A 17,896-nucleotide genomic window follows, 5' to 3' on the forward strand; every position below is an offset into this window, starting at 1 on the left:
ATAAGGTAGGATTAGTACCAGATACTAATAATTACTCACAACATAAGTTGGGGAAAATCATAAATAAAGGAGTCTTTCCGATGAAAGCTGGAATTATTGGAATTGGTCGGTATATTCCTGAAAAAGTACTGACAAATTTTGATTTAGAAAAAATGGTTGAAACTTCTGATGAATGGATTCGTACAAGAACAGGAATAGAAGAAAGAAGAATTGCCGCTGAAGAAGAGATGACATCTGATATGGCAGTTACTGCTGCAAAAAAAGCGCTTGAAGATGCAAATATTGAGGCCAGTGATCTTGATATGATCCTTGTCGCAACGGTAACACCTGATCAAGCCTTTCCGACTGTATCTTGTATGATTCAAGAAAAGCTAGGCGCATTTAATGCCTGTGCAATGGATCTTAGCGCAGCTTGCGCGGGTTTCATGTACGGACTAGTGACGGGAAAACAATTTGTTGAAGCAGGTACATATCAACATGTACTTGTCATTGGAGTCGAAAAACTTTCAAGCATAACAGATTGGGATGACCGCAACACAGCTGTTCTCTTCGGAGATGGTGCCGGTGCGGCTGTTGTCGGTCCTGTCAGTGATGACAAAGGGATTTTGTCCTTTGAACTTGGTGCTGATGGCAGAGGTGGAAAACACTTGTACTTGAATGAAAAAGATCATACAATCATGAATGGCAGAGAGGTGTTCAAATTTGCCGTCCGCCAAATGGGAGAATCCTCTGTCAATGTGATTGAAAAAGCTGGCTTAACAAAAGAAGATGTTGACTTTTTAGTGCCGCACCAAGCAAATATTCGGATTATGGAAGCGGCTCGTGAACGTTTGGAACTGCCAGTTGAAAAAATGTCTAAAACGGTGCACAAATATGGAAATACATCATCCGCATCCATTCCGATTTCTCTTGTTGAAGAAATTGAAGCAGGCAAAATAAAAGATGGTGATGTCATTGTAATGGTCGGTTTCGGCGGTGGGCTAACATGGGGAGCCATTGCTATTCGCTGGGGTCGCTAGAAAGAAAGGTGAGGTGCAACTTATGAAGAATAGTAAAAGAGTAGTCATTACCGGATTAGGTGCTTTATCACCACTCGGTAATGATGTCAAAACAAGCTGGAATAATGTAATTAACGGAGTTTCCGGTATTGGTCCAATTACAAGGGTTGATGCGGAAGAATATCCTGCAAAAGTAGCTGCAGAACTGCAAAACTTTAATATAGAAGATTACATTGACAAAAAAGACGCAAGAAAAATGGACCGATTTACCCAATATGCTGTTGTCGCCTCAAAAATGGCTGTAGATAATGCAAAATTGGAAATTAACGATCAAAACGCAAACAGAATCGGTGTTTGGGTCGGTTCTGGTATAGGCGGCCTTGAAACACTTGAACAACAGTTTGAAATCTTTTTAACAAAAGGACCGCGCCGGGTTAGTCCATTTTTTGTGCCGATGATGATTCCCGATATGGCGACAGGGCAAATCTCAATTGCACTTGGTGCAAAAGGTGTCAATTCATGTACGGTTACTGCCTGTGCAACAGGGACAAACTCAATTGGTGATGCCTTTAAAGTCATTCAGCGTGGAGACGCAGATGTGATGATCACTGGGGGAACAGAAGCACCATTGACAAGAATGTCATTTGCCGGCTTCTCCGCTAACAAAGCGCTCTCTACAAATCCTGATCCGAAAACGGCAAGCCGTCCATTTGATAAAAACCGTGATGGATTTGTGATGGGTGAAGGCGCAGGAATCGTCGTCCTTGAAGAGCTTGAACATGCATTAAACCGCGGTGCCACTATTTATGCGGAAGTTGTCGGTTATGGTTCAACCGGTGATGCTTATCATATCACGGCACCAGCACCAAATGGTGAAGGTGGTGTCAGAGCGATGAAAGAAGCGCTGAAAGATGCCGGGCTCAATCCTGAGGCGATTGATTATATTAATGCGCATGGAACGAGTACACCGTACAATGATAAATTTGAAACGATGGCCATTAAAGAAGTGTTTGGAGAGTATGCATACAAACTTGCCGTCAGTTCAACAAAATCAATGACAGGTCATTTGCTCGGTGCTGCCGGGGGAATTGAAGCGATCTTCTCAGTTCTTGCCATTAAGGAAGGAATCATTCCTCCGACCATCAATCTTGAAACACCTGATGAAGACTGTGACTTGGATTATGTTCCAGATAAAGCTCGCCATCAAGATGTAAATGTTGTACTTAGCAACTCACTTGGATTTGGCGGACATAATGCAACACTCATTTTTAAAAAATATTCATAATAATCTCGGCGAAACGGTTACCAATTAGATGGTAGCCGTTTTTTTTATGTTTGCATAACATACGGGTGAAAGGAGTGATCTTTGATGAGTGTTGAAAAAACATATGAATGGTTTGAAAAGTCTTCTTCCATGTATGAATTATCTAGTTATCTTCTCCCGTTTTTTAAAGAGACCTCTATAAAAGATAGTATGGCAATTGTTAAACACCTCCAAACACATGGAATGTTCCGATTTTGGAAGGAAGGGCAGAAAACGCAACAAGAGCTAAAGAAAAACAATATTTTTCGATTTGTCAAGCAGGAAGAACAGCTGTTACGAAATAAATGGAATGGTCCTGATGTTCCAATTATCATCCTTCCTGTCGATGAAAAGAACCGGAAAATCCGCGTTAAATTCGGCTCCAAATCTGGCCTGGCGTTCCATGACAAATTGTTTTTGTTTCTTTCCACTCATTCAACAAAAGATTCGATTTCAGCGATTATGACACACGAATATAATCATATTTGTCGGTTAGAAAAAATGCCAAAAGAGGAAAAAGATATGACACTTCTTGATACAATGATTCTTGAGGGCTTAGCAGAAAACGCTGTACATGAAAGATTGGGTGAATCCGAAACTGCCAAATGGGTGACATTATACTCACAAAAACAGCTGGAGCATTTCCAAACCGGGATTTTAAAACCCTATTTTGGACTTCATCGTCAGGATGAACGACTGTTCTCCAGTCTGATGTATGGAAAAGGGTACTTTCCTGAAATGCTTGGATATGCCGTTGGGTACAATATTGTCAATCAATATTTATTAAAAAAAAGGGGAAAAGTTGGTAATGTTTTATCATTACCTGCCGAAAGTTTCCTATTGACTTAAATAAATGTAAAGTATACAAAAATTACTTGATTTTGTAATGGTTATGTAATAATATACAACTATAAAAATATTAAGACAATTCAGTCTTGTTGAAAATGAACATCAGCCTTCACAGATATTTAACTTGTTGTTTATGGAAGGGGAATCTTGATGAGCGCACTGCTTGAAGTCAACAATTTAAAAACTTATTTTTTTAGAAAAAAACAACCGATACCTGCAGTTGATGGAGTAGATTTCTTAATAAAAAAAGGAGAAACGGTGGCATTGGTTGGAGAATCAGGTTCAGGAAAAAGCATCACATCACTATCGATCATGAGGCTTGTTGAAAGCTCCGGCGGCAAGATCATGGACGGCTCTATCAAACTTGAAGGGCGTGATCTTGTTACATACAAAGAACGAGAATTATGCAAGATTCGCGGAAATGAAGTCTCCATGATTTTTCAGGAACCGATGACATCGCTCAATCCCGTATTAACGATTGGTGAACAACTGATAGAGGTACTCATCTACCATAAAAAACTGTCAAAAAAAGAAGCTACAAAAAAAGCGGTTGACTTATTAAAGCTGGTCGGCTTTTCAAGAGCCGAGCAGCTGATGAAAGATTACCCGCACCGTTTATCAGGCGGTATGAGACAAAGAGTGATGATCGCCATTGCTCTCAGCTGCAACCCGAAGCTGCTGATTGCCGATGAACCGACAACAGCGCTCGATGTCACGATCCAATCGCAAGTATTGGAACTGATGAAAGACTTGTGTGATCAATTCAATACATCGATTCTTCTCATTACCCATGATCTTGGTGTCGTCTCTGAAATTGCCAACCGAGTGATTGTCATGTATTGCGGACAAGTTGTTGAGAGTGCTCCGGTTGATCAATTGTTTGATAACCCCTTGCATCCCTACACAGAAGGACTGTTAAACTCCATCCCAGTGATCGACGGCTCCATTGAAAAATTAACAGCGATTAAAGGAAATGTACCTACACCAGATAACTTACCTCACGGCTGTCGTTTCGCCCCGAGGTGTCCGAAGGCATTTGAGAGATGCTGGAACTCTGAGCCTAGCCTAAAAACTCAGCACGACGGGCGAAAAGTTAGATGTTTCTTACATGAGGAGGAGGAGTAGGGCTTATGACAGCTGGACAACAGCAACAAAAAATAGAGAATCATGATGAAGTCCTTTTAGAGTTAAACAACGTTAAAAAATATTTTCCGATCCGTTCCGGAGTATTTCAGAAAAAAATTGGTCAAGTCAAAGCGGTCGATGGTCTTAGTTTTTCATTAAAGCGTGGTGAAACACTTGGCATTGTTGGCGAATCTGGTTGTGGGAAATCGACTGCTGGTAGAACGATGATGAGGCTGTACAAACCGACAGCTGGACAAATTCTATTCAAAGGTTGTGATATTTCAGAACTATCTGAAGATAAGCTAAGAAAAAATATTCGTAAAAATATTCAAATGGTTTTTCAGGATCCGTTTGCCTCATTAAACCCGCGAAAAACATTGCGTTCCATTATTCAAGAACCATTTAGAACTCATCATTTATACAATTCTAAGGAACGCAGTGAAAAAGTGGAGGCATTGTTACAAAGAGTCGGGTTGCACCCGTCTTTTGCAAACCGTTATCCTCATGAATTTTCAGGAGGACAGCGCCAGCGGATCGGAATTGCACGTGCACTGGCTTTAAATCCTGAGCTGATCATCGCCGATGAACCAGTTTCAGCTTTAGATGTATCCATTCAAGCCCAAGTCATCAATTTGATGGAAGAGCTTCAGGAAGAGTTTCACTTGACATATCTGTTCATTTCCCATGATCTAAGTGTCGTTCGCCACATCAGTGACAGAGTGGGTGTGATGTATCTCGGCAAAATGATGGAGTTGACAGATAAACATGAGCTTTATGACAACCCGCTTCATCCTTATACAGAAGCGCTGCTTTCCGCTGTTCCAGTCACAAGAAAAAAAGGGAGTGTAAAACGGGAACGAATCATTTTAAAAGGGGAACTGCCAAGTCCGGCAAATCCTCCAAAAGGCTGTGTCTTCCATACAAGGTGTCCAGCCGCCAAAGCGGTATGCCGGGAAAGAGAGCCTGACTTCAAGGAAGTAAACAGAGGCCATTATGTGGCATGTCATCTTTACGAATAAAGGGAAAGGTTGTCACATATTTAATCCTTGAAGGGGGGAATGTCTTCTTTTGGAATTCAAGTTGAATTGTAAAGACAAGAAATGTTAGAGGGGGACGATCTAAATGAAAAAGAATAAAATTGTGTTCAGTATGCTGCTCATCTTCATGTTGTTGTTAACAGCTTGTAATAGCGGTGAAGTTAGCGGCGACAAAAATGATGGCAAATCTGATGGGAAACCAAAGCAAGGCGGAGATTTAATTGCTGGATCATATGGGGAGCCAACATTGTTCAATCCGCTTTATTCAACAGATGCTTCTAGCGGTGATATCGAAACTCTGATTTATAACAAACTTTTAAATGTCAATGAAAAGCTTGAACTGGAAAACGATCTTGCTGAAGAAGTCAAACAGTCTAAAGATGGTTTAACAATTGATGCCAAGCTTAAAAAAGGCGTTAAGTTTCACGATGGCAAAGAAATGACAGCTGATGATGTTGTCTTCTCATTCAGCATTCCGCTGAGTGATGATTATGACGGGGAACGCGGTGCGGCTTTTAAGCCTCTAAAATCAGTCAAAAAAACAGGCAAGTATTCCGTTCAGTTTAAACTGAAATATTCAGACCCAGAATTTTATAATGATGCACTAACGAGCTTTGCGGTCTTACCGAAACATATTTTGAAGGATGTTCCAATCAGTAAACTTGGTGAACATGAATTTAATCGGAAAAACCCAATTGGAACGGGACCGTTTAAATTTAAAGAGTGGAAACAAGGGCAGTATATTAAAGTTGAAGCATTTGACGATTATTTTAATGGACGACCACATTTAGATTCGATTACGTACAAAATTATTCCGGATTCAAATGCAGCGTTGTCACAATTGAAAGGCGGGGATATCGACTACTTTGTTATTCAAGCAGGACCGGACTATAAGACAGCTGAATCTTTTCCGAATGTGAAAATTGAAACGGATTTAGGTTTGAACTATTCATATATTGGCTGGAACCAAAAAAACAAGCTTTTTAAAGATAAAAAGGTTCGCCAAGCATTAACACATGCAATCAACCGTCAAGCGATCGTTGATCAAATTCTTGACGGAGACGGCAAGATCGCTAACATACCTGAAAGCCCGCTTTCATGGAACTACCCGAAAGACCATGATAAATTTAAAACATTTGACTATGATCCTGAAAAAGCTAAAAAGATGCTGAAGGAAGCCGGCTGGTCAGACACAAATGGTGACGGCATTTTAGATAAAGACGGCAAAAAATTCTCTTTCGAACTTAAAACAAACCAAGGCAATAAAATTCGCGAAGATTTAGCGGTTGTTGTTCAAGAGCAATTGAAAGAAATCGGTATTGAAGTGAAACCGCGGATTGTTGAGTGGAGCGCATTAATTGATCAAATACACCCACCGAAATGGGACTTTGACGCTATCATTCTCTCGTGGAGCATGTCGACGTTCCCGGATCAGAGCAGTATTTTTCATTCAAAAGAATCGGAAAAAGGTCTGAACAATATTTGGTATCAGAATAAAGAGGTTGATAAGCTGTTTGAAAAAGCAAAATCGCTGAGTGATCGTGAAGAGTATAAAAAGATTTATGAAGAAATATACAAACGTTTAGCGGAAGATCAACCATATACATTTTTGTTTTATCCAAATTATCATCGAGCAATGCCTGCGAACATGAAAGGATATACATTCCATCCGAAACTTGACTTTTATAAAGCGGAAGAATGGTGGTTAGACCGTAAATAAGTGGAAAATCCCTTAAGGGGAAGGAAGTTTACTATTAGAGCTTCCTTCTCCTTCATTTTAAGAATTTTATAAAAAAGGGGATAAAAAATGATCTCATATATTATTCGTCGAACACTCATGTCAATTCCAATCTTATTAGGTATTACAATTTTGTCTTTTGCAATTATGAAAGCAGCTCCAGGAGATCCGGCAGCATTAATGATGGACCCGAATATCAGTACAGCTGACCGTGCGAAATTCATTGAAAAATATGGATTAAATGAGCCTGAACACGTTCAATATTTAAAATGGCTCGGCAATATGGTCCAAGGTGATTTTGGCACTTCAATTATTAGAAAAGGAACCCCTGTCTCCGATTTGATTCTTGCGAGATTGCCAAACACGTTATTATTGATGTTTGTGTCAACGATCTTTGCGTTGCTCATTTCAATACCACTTGGCGTCCTTTCGGCAAGGCGCCCTTATTCAAAACTAGACTACGGAATAACATTTACATCATTTATTGGGCTTGCGATACCTAATTTTTGGTTCGGGTTAATTTTGATTATGTTTCTTTCAGTTAATTTGGGATGGTTTCCGACAGGCGGTGTGATGACACTTAATGCCGATTTTAGTTTATGGGACCGGATTCATCATTTAATCTTGCCTGCGTTTGTGCTTGCAACTGCTGATATGGCGGGACTGACACGTTATACGAGATCAAGTATGCTTGATGTCCTCAAACAGGACTATATGCGGACAGCAAGAGCGAAAGGTTTTAAAGAAAACCGGGTCATCTTTAAACACGGGCTCCGCAATGGGCTTCTGCCAGTGATCACAATTTTTGGCTTAATGATCCCATCTTTTATTGGTGGAGCTGTTGTAACTGAACAGATTTTCAGTTGGCCTGGTCTGGGAAAATTGTTTGTCGACTCCGCTTTTCAGAGAGATTATCCGGTGATTATGGCGATGACTGTTATTTCTGCTGTCCTTGTTGTCTTGGGAAATTTAATTGCGGATATTCTTTATGCGATTGTTGATCCGCGAATTGAGTATTAAGAGGGGGGACTAACCATGACACAGCCGAATCCAACGACACCTTCACAAGAGATCAGATGGCAGGAAAACATAGCACCAAAACCGGAAACGATGACAAAAATCTTTTTTGAGAAGTTTTTTAAAAATAAACTAGCCGTTCTCGGCGGAATCTTGTTATCTATTATTATCCTGGCAGCCCTTTTTGCGCCGGTGATTGCTCCATATGCGCCTGAACATCAAAACCTCTTAAATAAACTAAAAGCACCAAGTGCTGAACATTTAATGGGAACAGATAAATTCGGACGCGATATTTTCAGTCGCCTGCTGTATGGGGCACAGGTTTCATTGTTAGTCGGTTTTGCCTCAGTCCTTGGCTCAATCACAATCGGCACGATTATCGGAGCTGTTGCTGGATATTTCGGCGGGATCATTGATGCGATTTTAATGCGTTTTGTTGATATTATTCTATCCATTCCAGATATTTTCCTGTTGATTACCTTGGTGACAATTTTTCAACCGGGTGTTGATAAATTGATTTTAATTTTCGCCTTAACGAGATGGACGACAACGGCTCGGTTGGTACGAGGTGAGTTTTTATCATTGCGCTCAAGGGAATTTGTTTTAGCCGCAAAAACGATAGGGACAAGAAGTCATAAAATTATTTTTTCTCATATTTTGCCAAATGCAATGGGGCCGATCATTGTCGCAGCAACACTGTCTGTCGGTACCGTTATTCTGTCAGAATCAGCATTAAGCTATCTCGGCTTTGGTGTTCAACCGCCGGTGGCTAGCTGGGGTAACATGCTTCAAGATGCACAAAACTTTACAATTATGATTAAGGCATGGTGGTATCCACTTTTTCCAGGTTTGATGATTTTAATAACGGTGTTATGCTTTAACTTTGTCGGGGATGGACTTCGTGATGCACTTGATCCGAAGAATATTAAATAATTCGTTCGATGAGGCTGTCTAAAAAGTCCTTTATCAACATGAACCAGGGGGAATTGCGAGACTCCTGCGGGAACAGCTTGCCGATCGTCCTTTTAGGATCGTCCCATTTATTTAACAGTAAAACGAAGAGGACAACCTTAGGTCAGATCACGACTAATGTGGAGCAGGCAGCGATAAAATGGGATCACTGGGATTTTGACGGTGTTCCCATTTATTTCTTAACAAAGATTAATATTATTTTACATAGGCTTCACTATCAGCTGTTGCTGCCACAAACCCTCTGCTCAATGAGCAAGGTAAATGACAAAAGATCATACTCTACGATTAAATCTTCGAGCAAGACATTTTCAAGACAGCCGACATACTCCAGAGAATCCATATTATGCTTCACTACCTCTCAATCAATAGTTAGCTAACACGATTACGGCTCAGATCATAAAATACTGAAACATATCCGCCCTAGATTTGTAAAGCGGTTTTTATAATACCTAGACACGAGTGATTTCTTCTGAGGTTATAATGCCGTCTTTCTAGCAGAGTTTCACGATATTGGTTTGAAAAATTCCATAATCTCTGTCAGATGGAATAATTTCCATTCCCCTTGCCTATACTGTGGACAACAGTTTTTATAAAGTGAGGGGTTAGAAATGTTATTTCTTCATGATGTGTGGGTGAATTGGTTTGAGGGAGAAGAAAATGGTTATAATGTCTGCCACTTTCATGAATGGCGAAAGGAAGATAGTGTTGAATTGCTTGATCAAGTTCCGTTATTAAAAGTACAGCCTGTCTTGTTTCACTACATAGAAAATGATTTATCAGAACTTCCGTCAGAATTACTAAGTGAAGTTCATCAAAAAGCATATATTCGTAAAAACCATGAACGCACACAACTTGATCACTGCTTTATTGTGACAGATGGTCTCGGAATACTTGCAGTCGATACAGCCGGATATATGATTCCTGTCAGAAAAAGCCGTCTTATTCCAAGGCAGGAGCAGCTTGTTTATGAAATGGTAAAGGATGTTGAGACGAAAAGCTATGAATTTGTACCGGAAAAACTGCAATCTTCAAAAGAATACCATATACTATCACTATCACCAGAGCATGTTATGGGATTAACAAGAAAAGAACGCCAGCTGAAACAGCTATTATTTATGGCACTTGATCAGTTAAAAGGTTTGAAAAACCGTGCCGAGATTGCATATTGGTACACGGAATGGAATCCTCACATGTACAATCAAATCAAACGGATGTCATTCGAGGAGATCTGGAATATGCTTTTCAATGAAACAATTGAAGGCTGGTCTGACAAACACCAGGAATTTTGTGAAAATTTAATTAAGGGCCAACCATTTTTTGAAAAACTTTGGGAAATTGAAAATGAGTCTAAAGTAAACTAAAAATTTTTAAAAACCCGTTGCCACACGGGTTTTTTATTTTGTTGAAAAAATTTCAATAATAATACCAGTTTCATCTTTACAACTTTGATAAACGGGAGTATGATCTTCTCTATATCATGTAATATCAGTCGCTAAGTCCTAAAAGAGCGGGGGAACCAATACCGGTAATTGTAGCCGGTTGGGGTGAATCCTTAAAAATAGGTAGGGCAAAACTCATCTGAGCCCGAATCCGTCAGCTAACCTCGTCAGCGTTAAGTGAGAGAAATAAACCCATTCCACAGGGGCTATTCGTCTCTGTGCTTTTTTGTGCTGAAAAATTTAGGAGTAGAGGCGAAGAAGGAGAAGACACACAGCATGTACAGTACACTAAAGCGTTTATTAATCGGTAAACCTTTAAAATCACAACAGTTAGGGGAGCAAAAGATATCAAAAACAAAGGCTCTTGCCTTATTATCTTCAGACGCCTTATCCTCTGTCGCTTACGGTACCGAGCAAATTTTAATTGTTTTGGTTGCCATTAGTTCGGCAGCATTGTGGTATTCATTGCCAATTGCAATCGGCGTTCTTATTTTGTTAACAGCATTAATTCTTTCTTATCGACAAATTATTTTTGCTTATCCGCACGGTGGAGGAGCTTATGTTGTATCACGGGAAAACTTAGGGGTGAACCCGGGACTGATTGCCGGAGGGTCTTTACTTGTCGATTATATTTTGACAGTAGCGGTCAGTGTCTCTGCAGGCACTGATGCCATTACGTCAGCAGTTCCTTTTTTACATACCCACCATATTTTAATTGCAGTCCTTTTAGTTGTCGTCATTATGATTTTAAATTTGCGTGGTTTAACAGAATCAGCTTCAATTTTGGCATACCCGGTTTATTTATTTGTAGTAGCACTTTTCATTCTTATCGCTGTTGGCGGTTATAAATTGATCACCGGACAAGTTGTCCAGGTCAATCATTCAACAATTGGCACACCGATTGCCGGGCTATCCTTGTTTCTGTTACTTAAAGCCTTTTCCTCAGGTTGTGCTGCATTAACCGGAGTAGAAGCCATTTCCAATGCAATACCAGCTTTTAAAGAACCATCATCAAAAAATGCTGCCAATACTTTAGTGTTGATGGGCATATTGCTTGGCATTCTTTTTACTGGAATAACTGTGCTTGCTTTCGGCTTCGGTCTCGTACCAAAACCTGAAGAAACAGTCGTTTCCCAGATCGCTTCAGAAACATTCGGCCGGTCATACCTGTATTATTTCATTCAGGGAACGACGGCACTCATTCTCGTTTTGGCGGCGAATACAGGATTTTCAGCATTTCCGCAGCTTGCATTTAATTTGGCTAAGGATAAATATATGCCAAGAATGTTTACGGTTAGAGGTGACCGATTAGGTTATTCAAATGGGATCATCTTTCTCGGAATCGCTTCAATCATACTGATTATTTTATTTGGTGGTGAAACAGATCATTTAATCCCTTTATATGCGGTCGGGGTTTTTATACCGTTTACTCTTTCACAAACCGGCATGTGCTTGAAATGGTTCAGACAGAAACCGAAGAACTGGGGTTTAAAAATGTTCATCAATGCCACAGGTGCGGTGATTTCTGCTGTTGTCCTGATGATCCTTTTTATTACAAAATTTAAGCTTGTCTGGTCAGTGCTCGTGTTCATGCCGATCGTCATTTGGATCTTTTATATGATAAAAAGGCACTATAATGCTGTTGGTGAACAGTTGCGAATGACCGAAGAAAATCTGCAACCGATTGAAGGCAACATCGTTATCGTACCTATTGCTGGCGTGACTAATGTTGTCGAAAAATCAATCCAATATGCTAAAACTCTTTCAGATCAAGTGATCGCCGTCCATGTATCGTTTGACAAGGAAACAGAAAAAAAGATTGAGAAAAAATGGGCTGAGTTAGATAACGGAGTCAGGCTTGTCATGTTACGCTCATCATATCGAAGTTTGACTTCACCTTTAGAAAAGTTTTTAGAAACGGTTGAGGCAAAAGCAACGAAATATCATTATTCTGTTATGGTTCTCGTTCCACAGTTCATTCCGAAAAAAAGCTGGCACAATATTCTCCACAATCAATCAGCCTTCTTACTTCGACTTCGACTGCTGTGGAAAAAAGATATTGTTGTGGCAACACTTCCATATCATTTTAAAAAATAGATTTGAAAAACCACCTTCTTTTTCCAGAAGGTGGTTTTGTTTACCGGCGTTTGCGGCCGAGTCCCATCGCATTTTCCATTTTTTTTAGCATTTTGGACGCGGTTTTGTCGGCACGTTCAGCGCCTTCATCAAGAATTCGGTCCAATTCTTCAGATTCGACCAATTCGTAATAACGATCTTGAATCGGCTTCAATGTGCTGACGACGACTTCAGCAAGATCGCTCTTGAATTCCCCATAACCTTTTCCATCATATCTCGCTTCAAGCTCAGCAATTGAGACTTGTCCGAGAATGGAATAGATCGTCAGCAGGTTAGAGACACCAGGCTTGTGTTGTTTATCATACTTGACGATTCCATCAGAATCAGTGACAGCACTTTTGATTTTTTTCTCAAGTTGTTTAGGATCATCAAGCAAGGTGATAAACGCTTTTTGATTTGGATCTGACTTGCTCATTTTTTTCAGCGGATCGTTCAGTGACATAATCCGAGCGCCAACTGTCGGAATTTTCACGTCAGGAACTGTAAAGATATCATTGTATTTTTTGTTAAAGCGTTCTGCCAGATTACGGGTTAATTCAAGATGCTGTTTTTGATCTTCGCCAACAGGGACAACATCTGTACCGTACAGCAAAATATCAGCTGCCATTAAAGGTGGATATGTTAATAGTCCAGAAACAACAGCTTCTTTTCCTGCTGATTTATCTTTAAACTGAGTCATTCGCTCAAGTTCTCCGATATAGGCGACACATTGAAGCATCCAGCCGGCTTGTGCATGAGCAGGAACTTCTGATTGGATAAATAGCGTTGCTTTTTGCGGATCAAGACCGACAGCCAAATAAAGGGCGGCTAAATTGCGAATGTTTTTTCTTAGTGTAAGCCTGTCCTGTGGCACTGTAATTGCATGCTGATCAACGATGCAAAAATAACAATTGTAATCATCCTGCAAATTAACAAATTGTTGCATCGCACCAATATAGTTGCCAAGCGTCACTGAGCCGCTCGGCTGAATTCCAGAAAAAATTGTTTTCTTCATCAATAATCCCTCTTTTCAATTCAAAATAAAAAGGTTCACCCTGCCCTTAAAAAAAGGGACGAATGAACCGCGGTACCACCCTAATTATTTCACTATAGGAAAATGAAATCACTTGGCCGTTGTTAACGAAGTCTTCTCCGGCTGTGACTACTGAAAAGGTTCGCCACAGCTGCTCCAAAGCCCATTCCACATTCGCCATTATCCGCTTTCAGCACCGCGGACTCTCTTAAAATGGTGAGAATGTGTACTTTTCTTTTTCACAGCATTTTTTATGATTTTATTATATATAAAATTGATATGCAAGTCACTAAAGAAACGCTCCAACCATAAATACTCTGTTCTTGGTTCTTGATAAGAGATAAAAATTATTATTTTATAAAATGATTTTACTGTAAAAAGTAAACAACTAGTTTAGCGTAGTTATACTTTAAAACGACGAAGAATATTTAAAATATTGGTAGGAAATCGAACAAGTATAAATTATTAGAATAAAAAAATAATTTAAAATTAATATTGCAATAAATTATTCAATTATTTATAATGAATTTGTTCACTCAAGTCTAAAGGTTCTTTACATAAGAAATATTCAGAAAAGAGAAAAGAGAGGAAAAAGTGTGTTAAGTCTATTACTTTTTTATGATAAATCTGAATGTTGAAAAAGTAAGGAACTAAAAATGAAATAGGGGGGTTTCTTTTTGAAAAAACGTTGTTCATTAATTAGTTTATTGCTCCTGTTTACTCTAGTATTAAGTGCTTGTGGTTTTGGTGGCGGGTCAGACAGCGGTAAAAAAGGTAGCGAAGGGAAAGACACACTGAATATCAATATTAAAACTGAGCCGTTCTCATTGAATCCGGGGCTTGCAAATGACTCGGTTTCCTCAAATGTTCTTCGTCAAACATTCGAAGGATTAACAACGATTGACAAGGATGGAAAGCCAGTCGAAGCAACAGCCGAAAAAATTGAAGTCAGCAAAGATAAAAAGACATACACATTTACCATTCGTGATGGTGCGAAATGGTCGAATGGAGATCCTGTCACAGCACAGGACTTTGAATATGCTTGGAAATGGGCGCTTGACCCGAAAAACCAATCACAATATGCTTACCAGCTGTATTATTTAAAAGGCGGAGAAGCAGCCAATAAAGGTAAAGGGAAAATAGCTGATGTCGGTGTTAAAGCACTTGATGACAAGACTTTAAAAGTTGAACTTGAAAAACCGACACCATACTTTACTGAGCTTACAGCATTCTATACTTATTTACCTGTTAATAAAAAGGTAGCTGAAAAGAATCCGAAGTGGTACACAGACGCAGGTGAAAACTATGTATCAAACGGACCGTTCAAAATGACGAAATGGAAGCACAGCGGTAACATTGTTCTTGAGAAAAATGATCAGTACTGGGATAAAGGTGCTGTAAAATTGAAGAAAATTAACATAGCAATGGTTAATGATGCAAACACAGGATTGAACATGTATAAAAAAGGTGAGACCGATTATGTTGGCGAACCTCTCGATTCAATTCCGACAGATGCCGTGCCAAGCCTGAAAAATGAAGGATTGAAAGTTGATCCATTTGCATCGGTCTATATGTACAAATTTAATACCGAAAAAGCACCATTTAACAATGTTAATATTCGCAAAGCATTGACATATGCGATCAACCGTGAGGCACTTGTTAAAAATGTTACTCAAGCAGATGAGATTCCTGCTACAAAATTTATCCCACCGGTTATCCATGGCTTTGAATCAAAAGAAGGCTATTTCAAAGATCATGATGTGGACAAGGCAAAAGAGTATTTACAAAAAGGCTTAAAAGAACTAGGTCTGAATAAAGCATCAGAATTGCCAAAAATCACACTTTCCTATAATACAGATAATCGCCATCAACAAGTGGCTCAAGCTATACAAGAAATGTGGAATAAAGATTTAGGCGTTAAGGCTGAATTAAGTAATGAAGAATGGAATGTCTACATTGATAAAGTTCATAGCGGAAACTATCAAATTGCCCGGATGGGCTGGATCGCTGACTTTAACGATGCGATGACTTTCCTTGAAACATATCGTGATAAAGATGGCGGAAATAATGATACGAACTGGGAGAATGCTAAATATAAAGAACTGCTTACAAAAGCGTCTGTAGAACCTGATGCAGATAAACGTATGAAGCTGATGAAAGAAGCAGAAGGTATTCTGATGGATGAACTGCCAATCGCACCGATTTTCTTCTATACTATGCCACATCTACATGATGAACATTTAAAAGGCTACGTTTTACTAGGAACTGGAGAAATCTATTTTAAAACGGCATATTTTGAATAAAAAACTGCATTAAAAGTATATGGGGTCATATGTTTCCCCCCATATACTTTTCTTTTATCATATGAAGTTCACAAGCTGAATATTCGGAGGTGTATAAGTTTGGTTAAATTTTTAGGCCGTCGTTTTGTTTCTATATTGCTTTCTCTCTGGGTGATTGTAACAGCTACTTTCTTCCTGATGAGAGGAATACCTGGCGGGCCTTTTTCAGGTGAGAAAAAACTCCCAGCTGAAATTGAAGCTAGCCTTAATTCTTATTATGGATTAGACCAGCCTTTACCTAAACAATATCTTGATTACTTACTATCTGTTGTCAAGTGGGATCTCGGTCCTTCCTTTAAATATAAAGGACAAACTGTAAATGATTTAATTGGTTCAGGTTTTCCGATTTCTTTTACCCTTGGCTTAGAAGCGATTTGTCTTGCGCTAGCCTTTGGTGTTTTATTTGGTGTCATTGCTGCACTCAATCGAAATAAATGGCAGGATTATTCAGCCATGATGCTGGCTGTTGTTGGCATCTCTGTACCGAACTTCATTATGGCAGCACTGCTGCAATATGTAATGGCAATGAAACTGGGCGCGTTTCCAGTTGCACAATGGCAGTCATGGGGACATACCGTCTTACCGGCTATTGCCGTTTCCTTCATGCCTATGGCATTTATCGCCCGCTTGACACGCTCAAGCATGCTTGAAGTACTGAGCAGTGACTATATTCGAACGGCAAAAGCAAAGGGTTTAAGCACAACTGCTGTTACAGTCAAACATGCAATTCGCAATGCGATTATGCCGGTGATTACATATATGGGACCGATGGCGGCATCAATTTTAACAGGTACATTTGTTGTCGAAAAAATCTTCGGTATTCCAGGGCTTGGGATGCATTTTGTCACAAGTATTACAAACCGCGATTATACAGTTATCATGGGTGTTACCGTGTTTTTTGGGGCCATTTTGTTGCTCTGCGTCCTGATTGTCGATATTTTATACGGTTTAGTCGATCCGCGTATTAAACTGTTTGGCGCTAAGAAAGGGGAGTAAATAAAATGCAACAAATACCTAAAGACATGTTTGAACCTGTCGTTGTTGACCATCATGAAGCGGAAAAGATCACAAAGAAAAACCTTTCATTTTGGCAGGACGTGTTTCTTAGATTTAAAGAAAACAAGCTGGCTTTGACCGGACTTATTCTTCTCATTCTTATTGCGTTAATGGCTATCTTTGCACCTATGTTCTCTAGCCATCATTATGAAGAGACAAACTTAATGAATGCCAATAAACCACCAAGTGCTGATTATTGGTTTGGAACAGATGATTTAGGCAGGGATGTATTTGTTAGAACATGGGTTGGAGCACGGATTTCACTGACAATCGGGCTTTCAGCGGCATTGATCGATGTTTTGATCGGTGTGATCTGGGGTGCTGTTTCCGGTATTAGAGGCGGACGCACAGATGAAATCATGATGAGAATCGCTGACATCTTATGGGCCATTCCTTCATTATTGATGACAATCTTGCTTCTTGTTGTGATGGGGAAAGGATTAATCACGATGATTGCCGCGATGGTTATTACGGGATGGATCAATATGGCACGGATTGTTCGTGGACAAGTCCTCCAATTGAAAAATCAAGAATTTGTATTGGCTTCCAGAACACTCGGAGCGAAAAACTCACGCATTATTAGAAAACATCTATTGCCAAACATTATGAGTCCAATTTTAGTGACCATGACATTAACCGTACCTACAGCTATTTTCTATGAAGCATTTTTAAGTTACCTCGGACTTGGTGTTCCCGCTCCTTTAGCAAGCTGGGGAACGATGGCAACAGAGGGAGTACAAGGCTTGGAATATTATCCTTGGCGCTTGTTTTTCCCGGCTGCTTTTATCTGTATCACGATGTTTTCATTTAACGTAATTGGTGACGGATTGCGAGATGCTCTAGATCCGAAGCTGCGTAAATAAAGGAGTGAA

14 protein-coding genes, 1 riboswitch and 1 other annotated feature are annotated in these 17,896 nt (G+C 39.7%); of the genes, 13 read left to right on the forward strand and 1 reads right to left on the reverse strand.

Going from position 1 to position 17,896, the window contains the following annotated elements:
- The first annotated feature begins 80 nt into the window (after positions 1-80).
- From HOO54_RS08070 to HOO54_RS08115, 10 genes are all read left to right on the forward strand, one after another.
- Complete coding sequence (locus HOO54_RS08070; protein WP_172294104.1) at positions 81-1,019, forward strand: beta-ketoacyl-ACP synthase III; 939 nt, start codon at positions 81-83, stop codon at positions 1,017-1,019.
- A gap of 22 nt (positions 1,020-1,041) precedes the next feature.
- Positions 1,042-2,283 carry a beta-ketoacyl-ACP synthase II gene (fabF, locus tag HOO54_RS08075; RefSeq protein ID WP_172294106.1) on the forward strand — a complete coding sequence of 414 codons (1,242 nt, stop codon included), beginning with the start codon at positions 1,042-1,044 and terminating at the stop codon, positions 2,281-2,283.
- 84 nt (positions 2,284-2,367) lie between these two features.
- Complete coding sequence (locus HOO54_RS08080; RefSeq protein ID WP_172294108.1) at positions 2,368-3,150, forward strand: DUF2268 domain-containing putative Zn-dependent protease; 783 nt, start codon at positions 2,368-2,370, stop codon at positions 3,148-3,150.
- A gap of 150 nt (positions 3,151-3,300) precedes the next feature.
- The gene (locus HOO54_RS08085) at positions 3,301-4,275 is read left to right on the forward strand and encodes an ABC transporter ATP-binding protein (protein ID WP_172294110.1); all 975 of its coding nucleotides are present in this window, start codon (positions 3,301-3,303) and stop codon (positions 4,273-4,275) included.
- Between the two features lie 5 nt (positions 4,276-4,280).
- Complete coding sequence (locus HOO54_RS08090; RefSeq protein ID WP_172294112.1) at positions 4,281-5,294, forward strand: ABC transporter ATP-binding protein; 1,014 nt, start codon at positions 4,281-4,283, stop codon at positions 5,292-5,294.
- A 103-nt stretch (positions 5,295-5,397) separates the two neighbouring features.
- Positions 5,398-7,032, forward strand: coding sequence for a peptide-binding protein (locus HOO54_RS08095; protein WP_172294114.1), 1,635 nt, complete (start codon positions 5,398-5,400; stop codon positions 7,030-7,032).
- 87 nt (positions 7,033-7,119) lie between these two features.
- Positions 7,120-8,070 (forward strand): ABC transporter permease, encoded by a 951-nt coding sequence (locus tag HOO54_RS08100; protein WP_172294116.1) that lies wholly within the window; start codon positions 7,120-7,122, stop codon positions 8,068-8,070.
- Positions 8,071-8,085: 15 nt separating this feature from the next.
- Complete coding sequence (gene opp4C, locus HOO54_RS08105) at positions 8,086-9,000, forward strand: oligopeptide ABC transporter permease (RefSeq protein WP_172294118.1); 915 nt, start codon at positions 8,086-8,088, stop codon at positions 8,998-9,000.
- Positions 9,001-9,647: 647 nt separating this feature from the next.
- The gene (locus tag HOO54_RS08110; protein WP_172294120.1) at positions 9,648-10,400 is read left to right on the forward strand and encodes a YjbA family protein; all 753 of its coding nucleotides are present in this window, start codon (positions 9,648-9,650) and stop codon (positions 10,398-10,400) included.
- 119 nt (positions 10,401-10,519) lie between these two features.
- Positions 10,520-10,667: riboswitch (cyclic di-AMP (ydaO/yuaA leader) on the forward strand.
- 87 nt (positions 10,668-10,754) lie between these two features.
- On the forward strand, positions 10,755-12,575 hold the full coding sequence (locus tag HOO54_RS08115; RefSeq protein ID WP_172294122.1) for an APC family permease: 1,821 nt from the start codon (positions 10,755-10,757) through the stop codon (positions 12,573-12,575).
- Between the two features lie 40 nt (positions 12,576-12,615).
- On the opposite strand, the gene trpS is transcribed toward HOO54_RS08115, so the two are convergent.
- Positions 12,616-13,608 (reverse strand): tryptophan--tRNA ligase, encoded by a 993-nt coding sequence (trpS, locus tag HOO54_RS08120; protein ID WP_172294124.1) that lies wholly within the window; start codon positions 13,606-13,608, stop codon positions 12,616-12,618.
- Between the two features lie 51 nt (positions 13,609-13,659).
- Positions 13,660-13,878: a binding site (T-box leader), on the reverse strand.
- Positions 13,879-14,303: 425 nt separating this feature from the next.
- Between trpS and HOO54_RS08125 the strand changes: the two genes are divergently transcribed.
- The 3 genes from HOO54_RS08125 to HOO54_RS08135 all read left to right on the forward strand — a co-directional run bounded on the left by HOO54_RS08125 (position 14,304) and on the right by HOO54_RS08135 (position 17,887).
- Positions 14,304-15,929, forward strand: a complete 1,626-nt coding sequence (locus HOO54_RS08125; protein WP_172294126.1) for a peptide ABC transporter substrate-binding protein — start codon at positions 14,304-14,306, stop codon at positions 15,927-15,929.
- Between the two features lie 99 nt (positions 15,930-16,028).
- The gene (locus HOO54_RS08130; RefSeq protein WP_172294128.1) at positions 16,029-16,964 is read left to right on the forward strand and encodes an ABC transporter permease; all 936 of its coding nucleotides are present in this window, start codon (positions 16,029-16,031) and stop codon (positions 16,962-16,964) included.
- A gap of 5 nt (positions 16,965-16,969) precedes the next feature.
- A complete protein-coding gene (locus tag HOO54_RS08135) occupies positions 16,970-17,887 on the forward strand; it encodes an ABC transporter permease (protein ID WP_172294130.1) in 918 nt (305 codons plus the stop codon).
- Positions 17,888-17,896 lie beyond the last annotated feature (9 nt).

The organism is Bacillus sp. WMMC1349, from assembly GCF_013155385.1.
Taxonomy (GTDB): domain Bacteria; phylum Bacillota; class Bacilli; order Bacillales; family Bacillaceae; genus Bacillus.

Coding starts and splice junctions, on each gene's coding strand:
- HOO54_RS08070 (WP_172294104.1), top strand. CDS start 81: ATGAAAGCTGGAATTATTGGAATTGGTCGGTATATTCCTGAAAAAGTA.
- fabF (WP_172294106.1), top strand. CDS start 1,042: ATGAAGAATAGTAAAAGAGTAGTCATTACCGGATTAGGTGCTTTATCA.
- HOO54_RS08080 (WP_172294108.1), top strand. CDS start 2,368: ATGAGTGTTGAAAAAACATATGAATGGTTTGAAAAGTCTTCTTCCATG.
- HOO54_RS08085 (WP_172294110.1), top strand. CDS start 3,301: ATGAGCGCACTGCTTGAAGTCAACAATTTAAAAACTTATTTTTTTAGA.
- HOO54_RS08090 (WP_172294112.1), top strand. CDS start 4,281: ATGACAGCTGGACAACAGCAACAAAAAATAGAGAATCATGATGAAGTC.
- HOO54_RS08095 (WP_172294114.1), top strand. CDS start 5,398: ATGAAAAAGAATAAAATTGTGTTCAGTATGCTGCTCATCTTCATGTTG.
- HOO54_RS08100 (WP_172294116.1), top strand. CDS start 7,120: ATGATCTCATATATTATTCGTCGAACACTCATGTCAATTCCAATCTTA.
- opp4C (WP_172294118.1), top strand. CDS start 8,086: ATGACACAGCCGAATCCAACGACACCTTCACAAGAGATCAGATGGCAG.
- HOO54_RS08110 (WP_172294120.1), top strand. CDS start 9,648: ATGTTATTTCTTCATGATGTGTGGGTGAATTGGTTTGAGGGAGAAGAA.
- HOO54_RS08115 (WP_172294122.1), top strand. CDS start 10,755: ATGTACAGTACACTAAAGCGTTTATTAATCGGTAAACCTTTAAAATCA.
- trpS (WP_172294124.1), bottom strand. CDS start 13,608: ATGAAGAAAACAATTTTTTCTGGAATTCAGCCGAGCGGCTCAGTGACG.
- HOO54_RS08135 (WP_172294130.1), top strand. CDS start 16,970: ATGCAACAAATACCTAAAGACATGTTTGAACCTGTCGTTGTTGACCAT.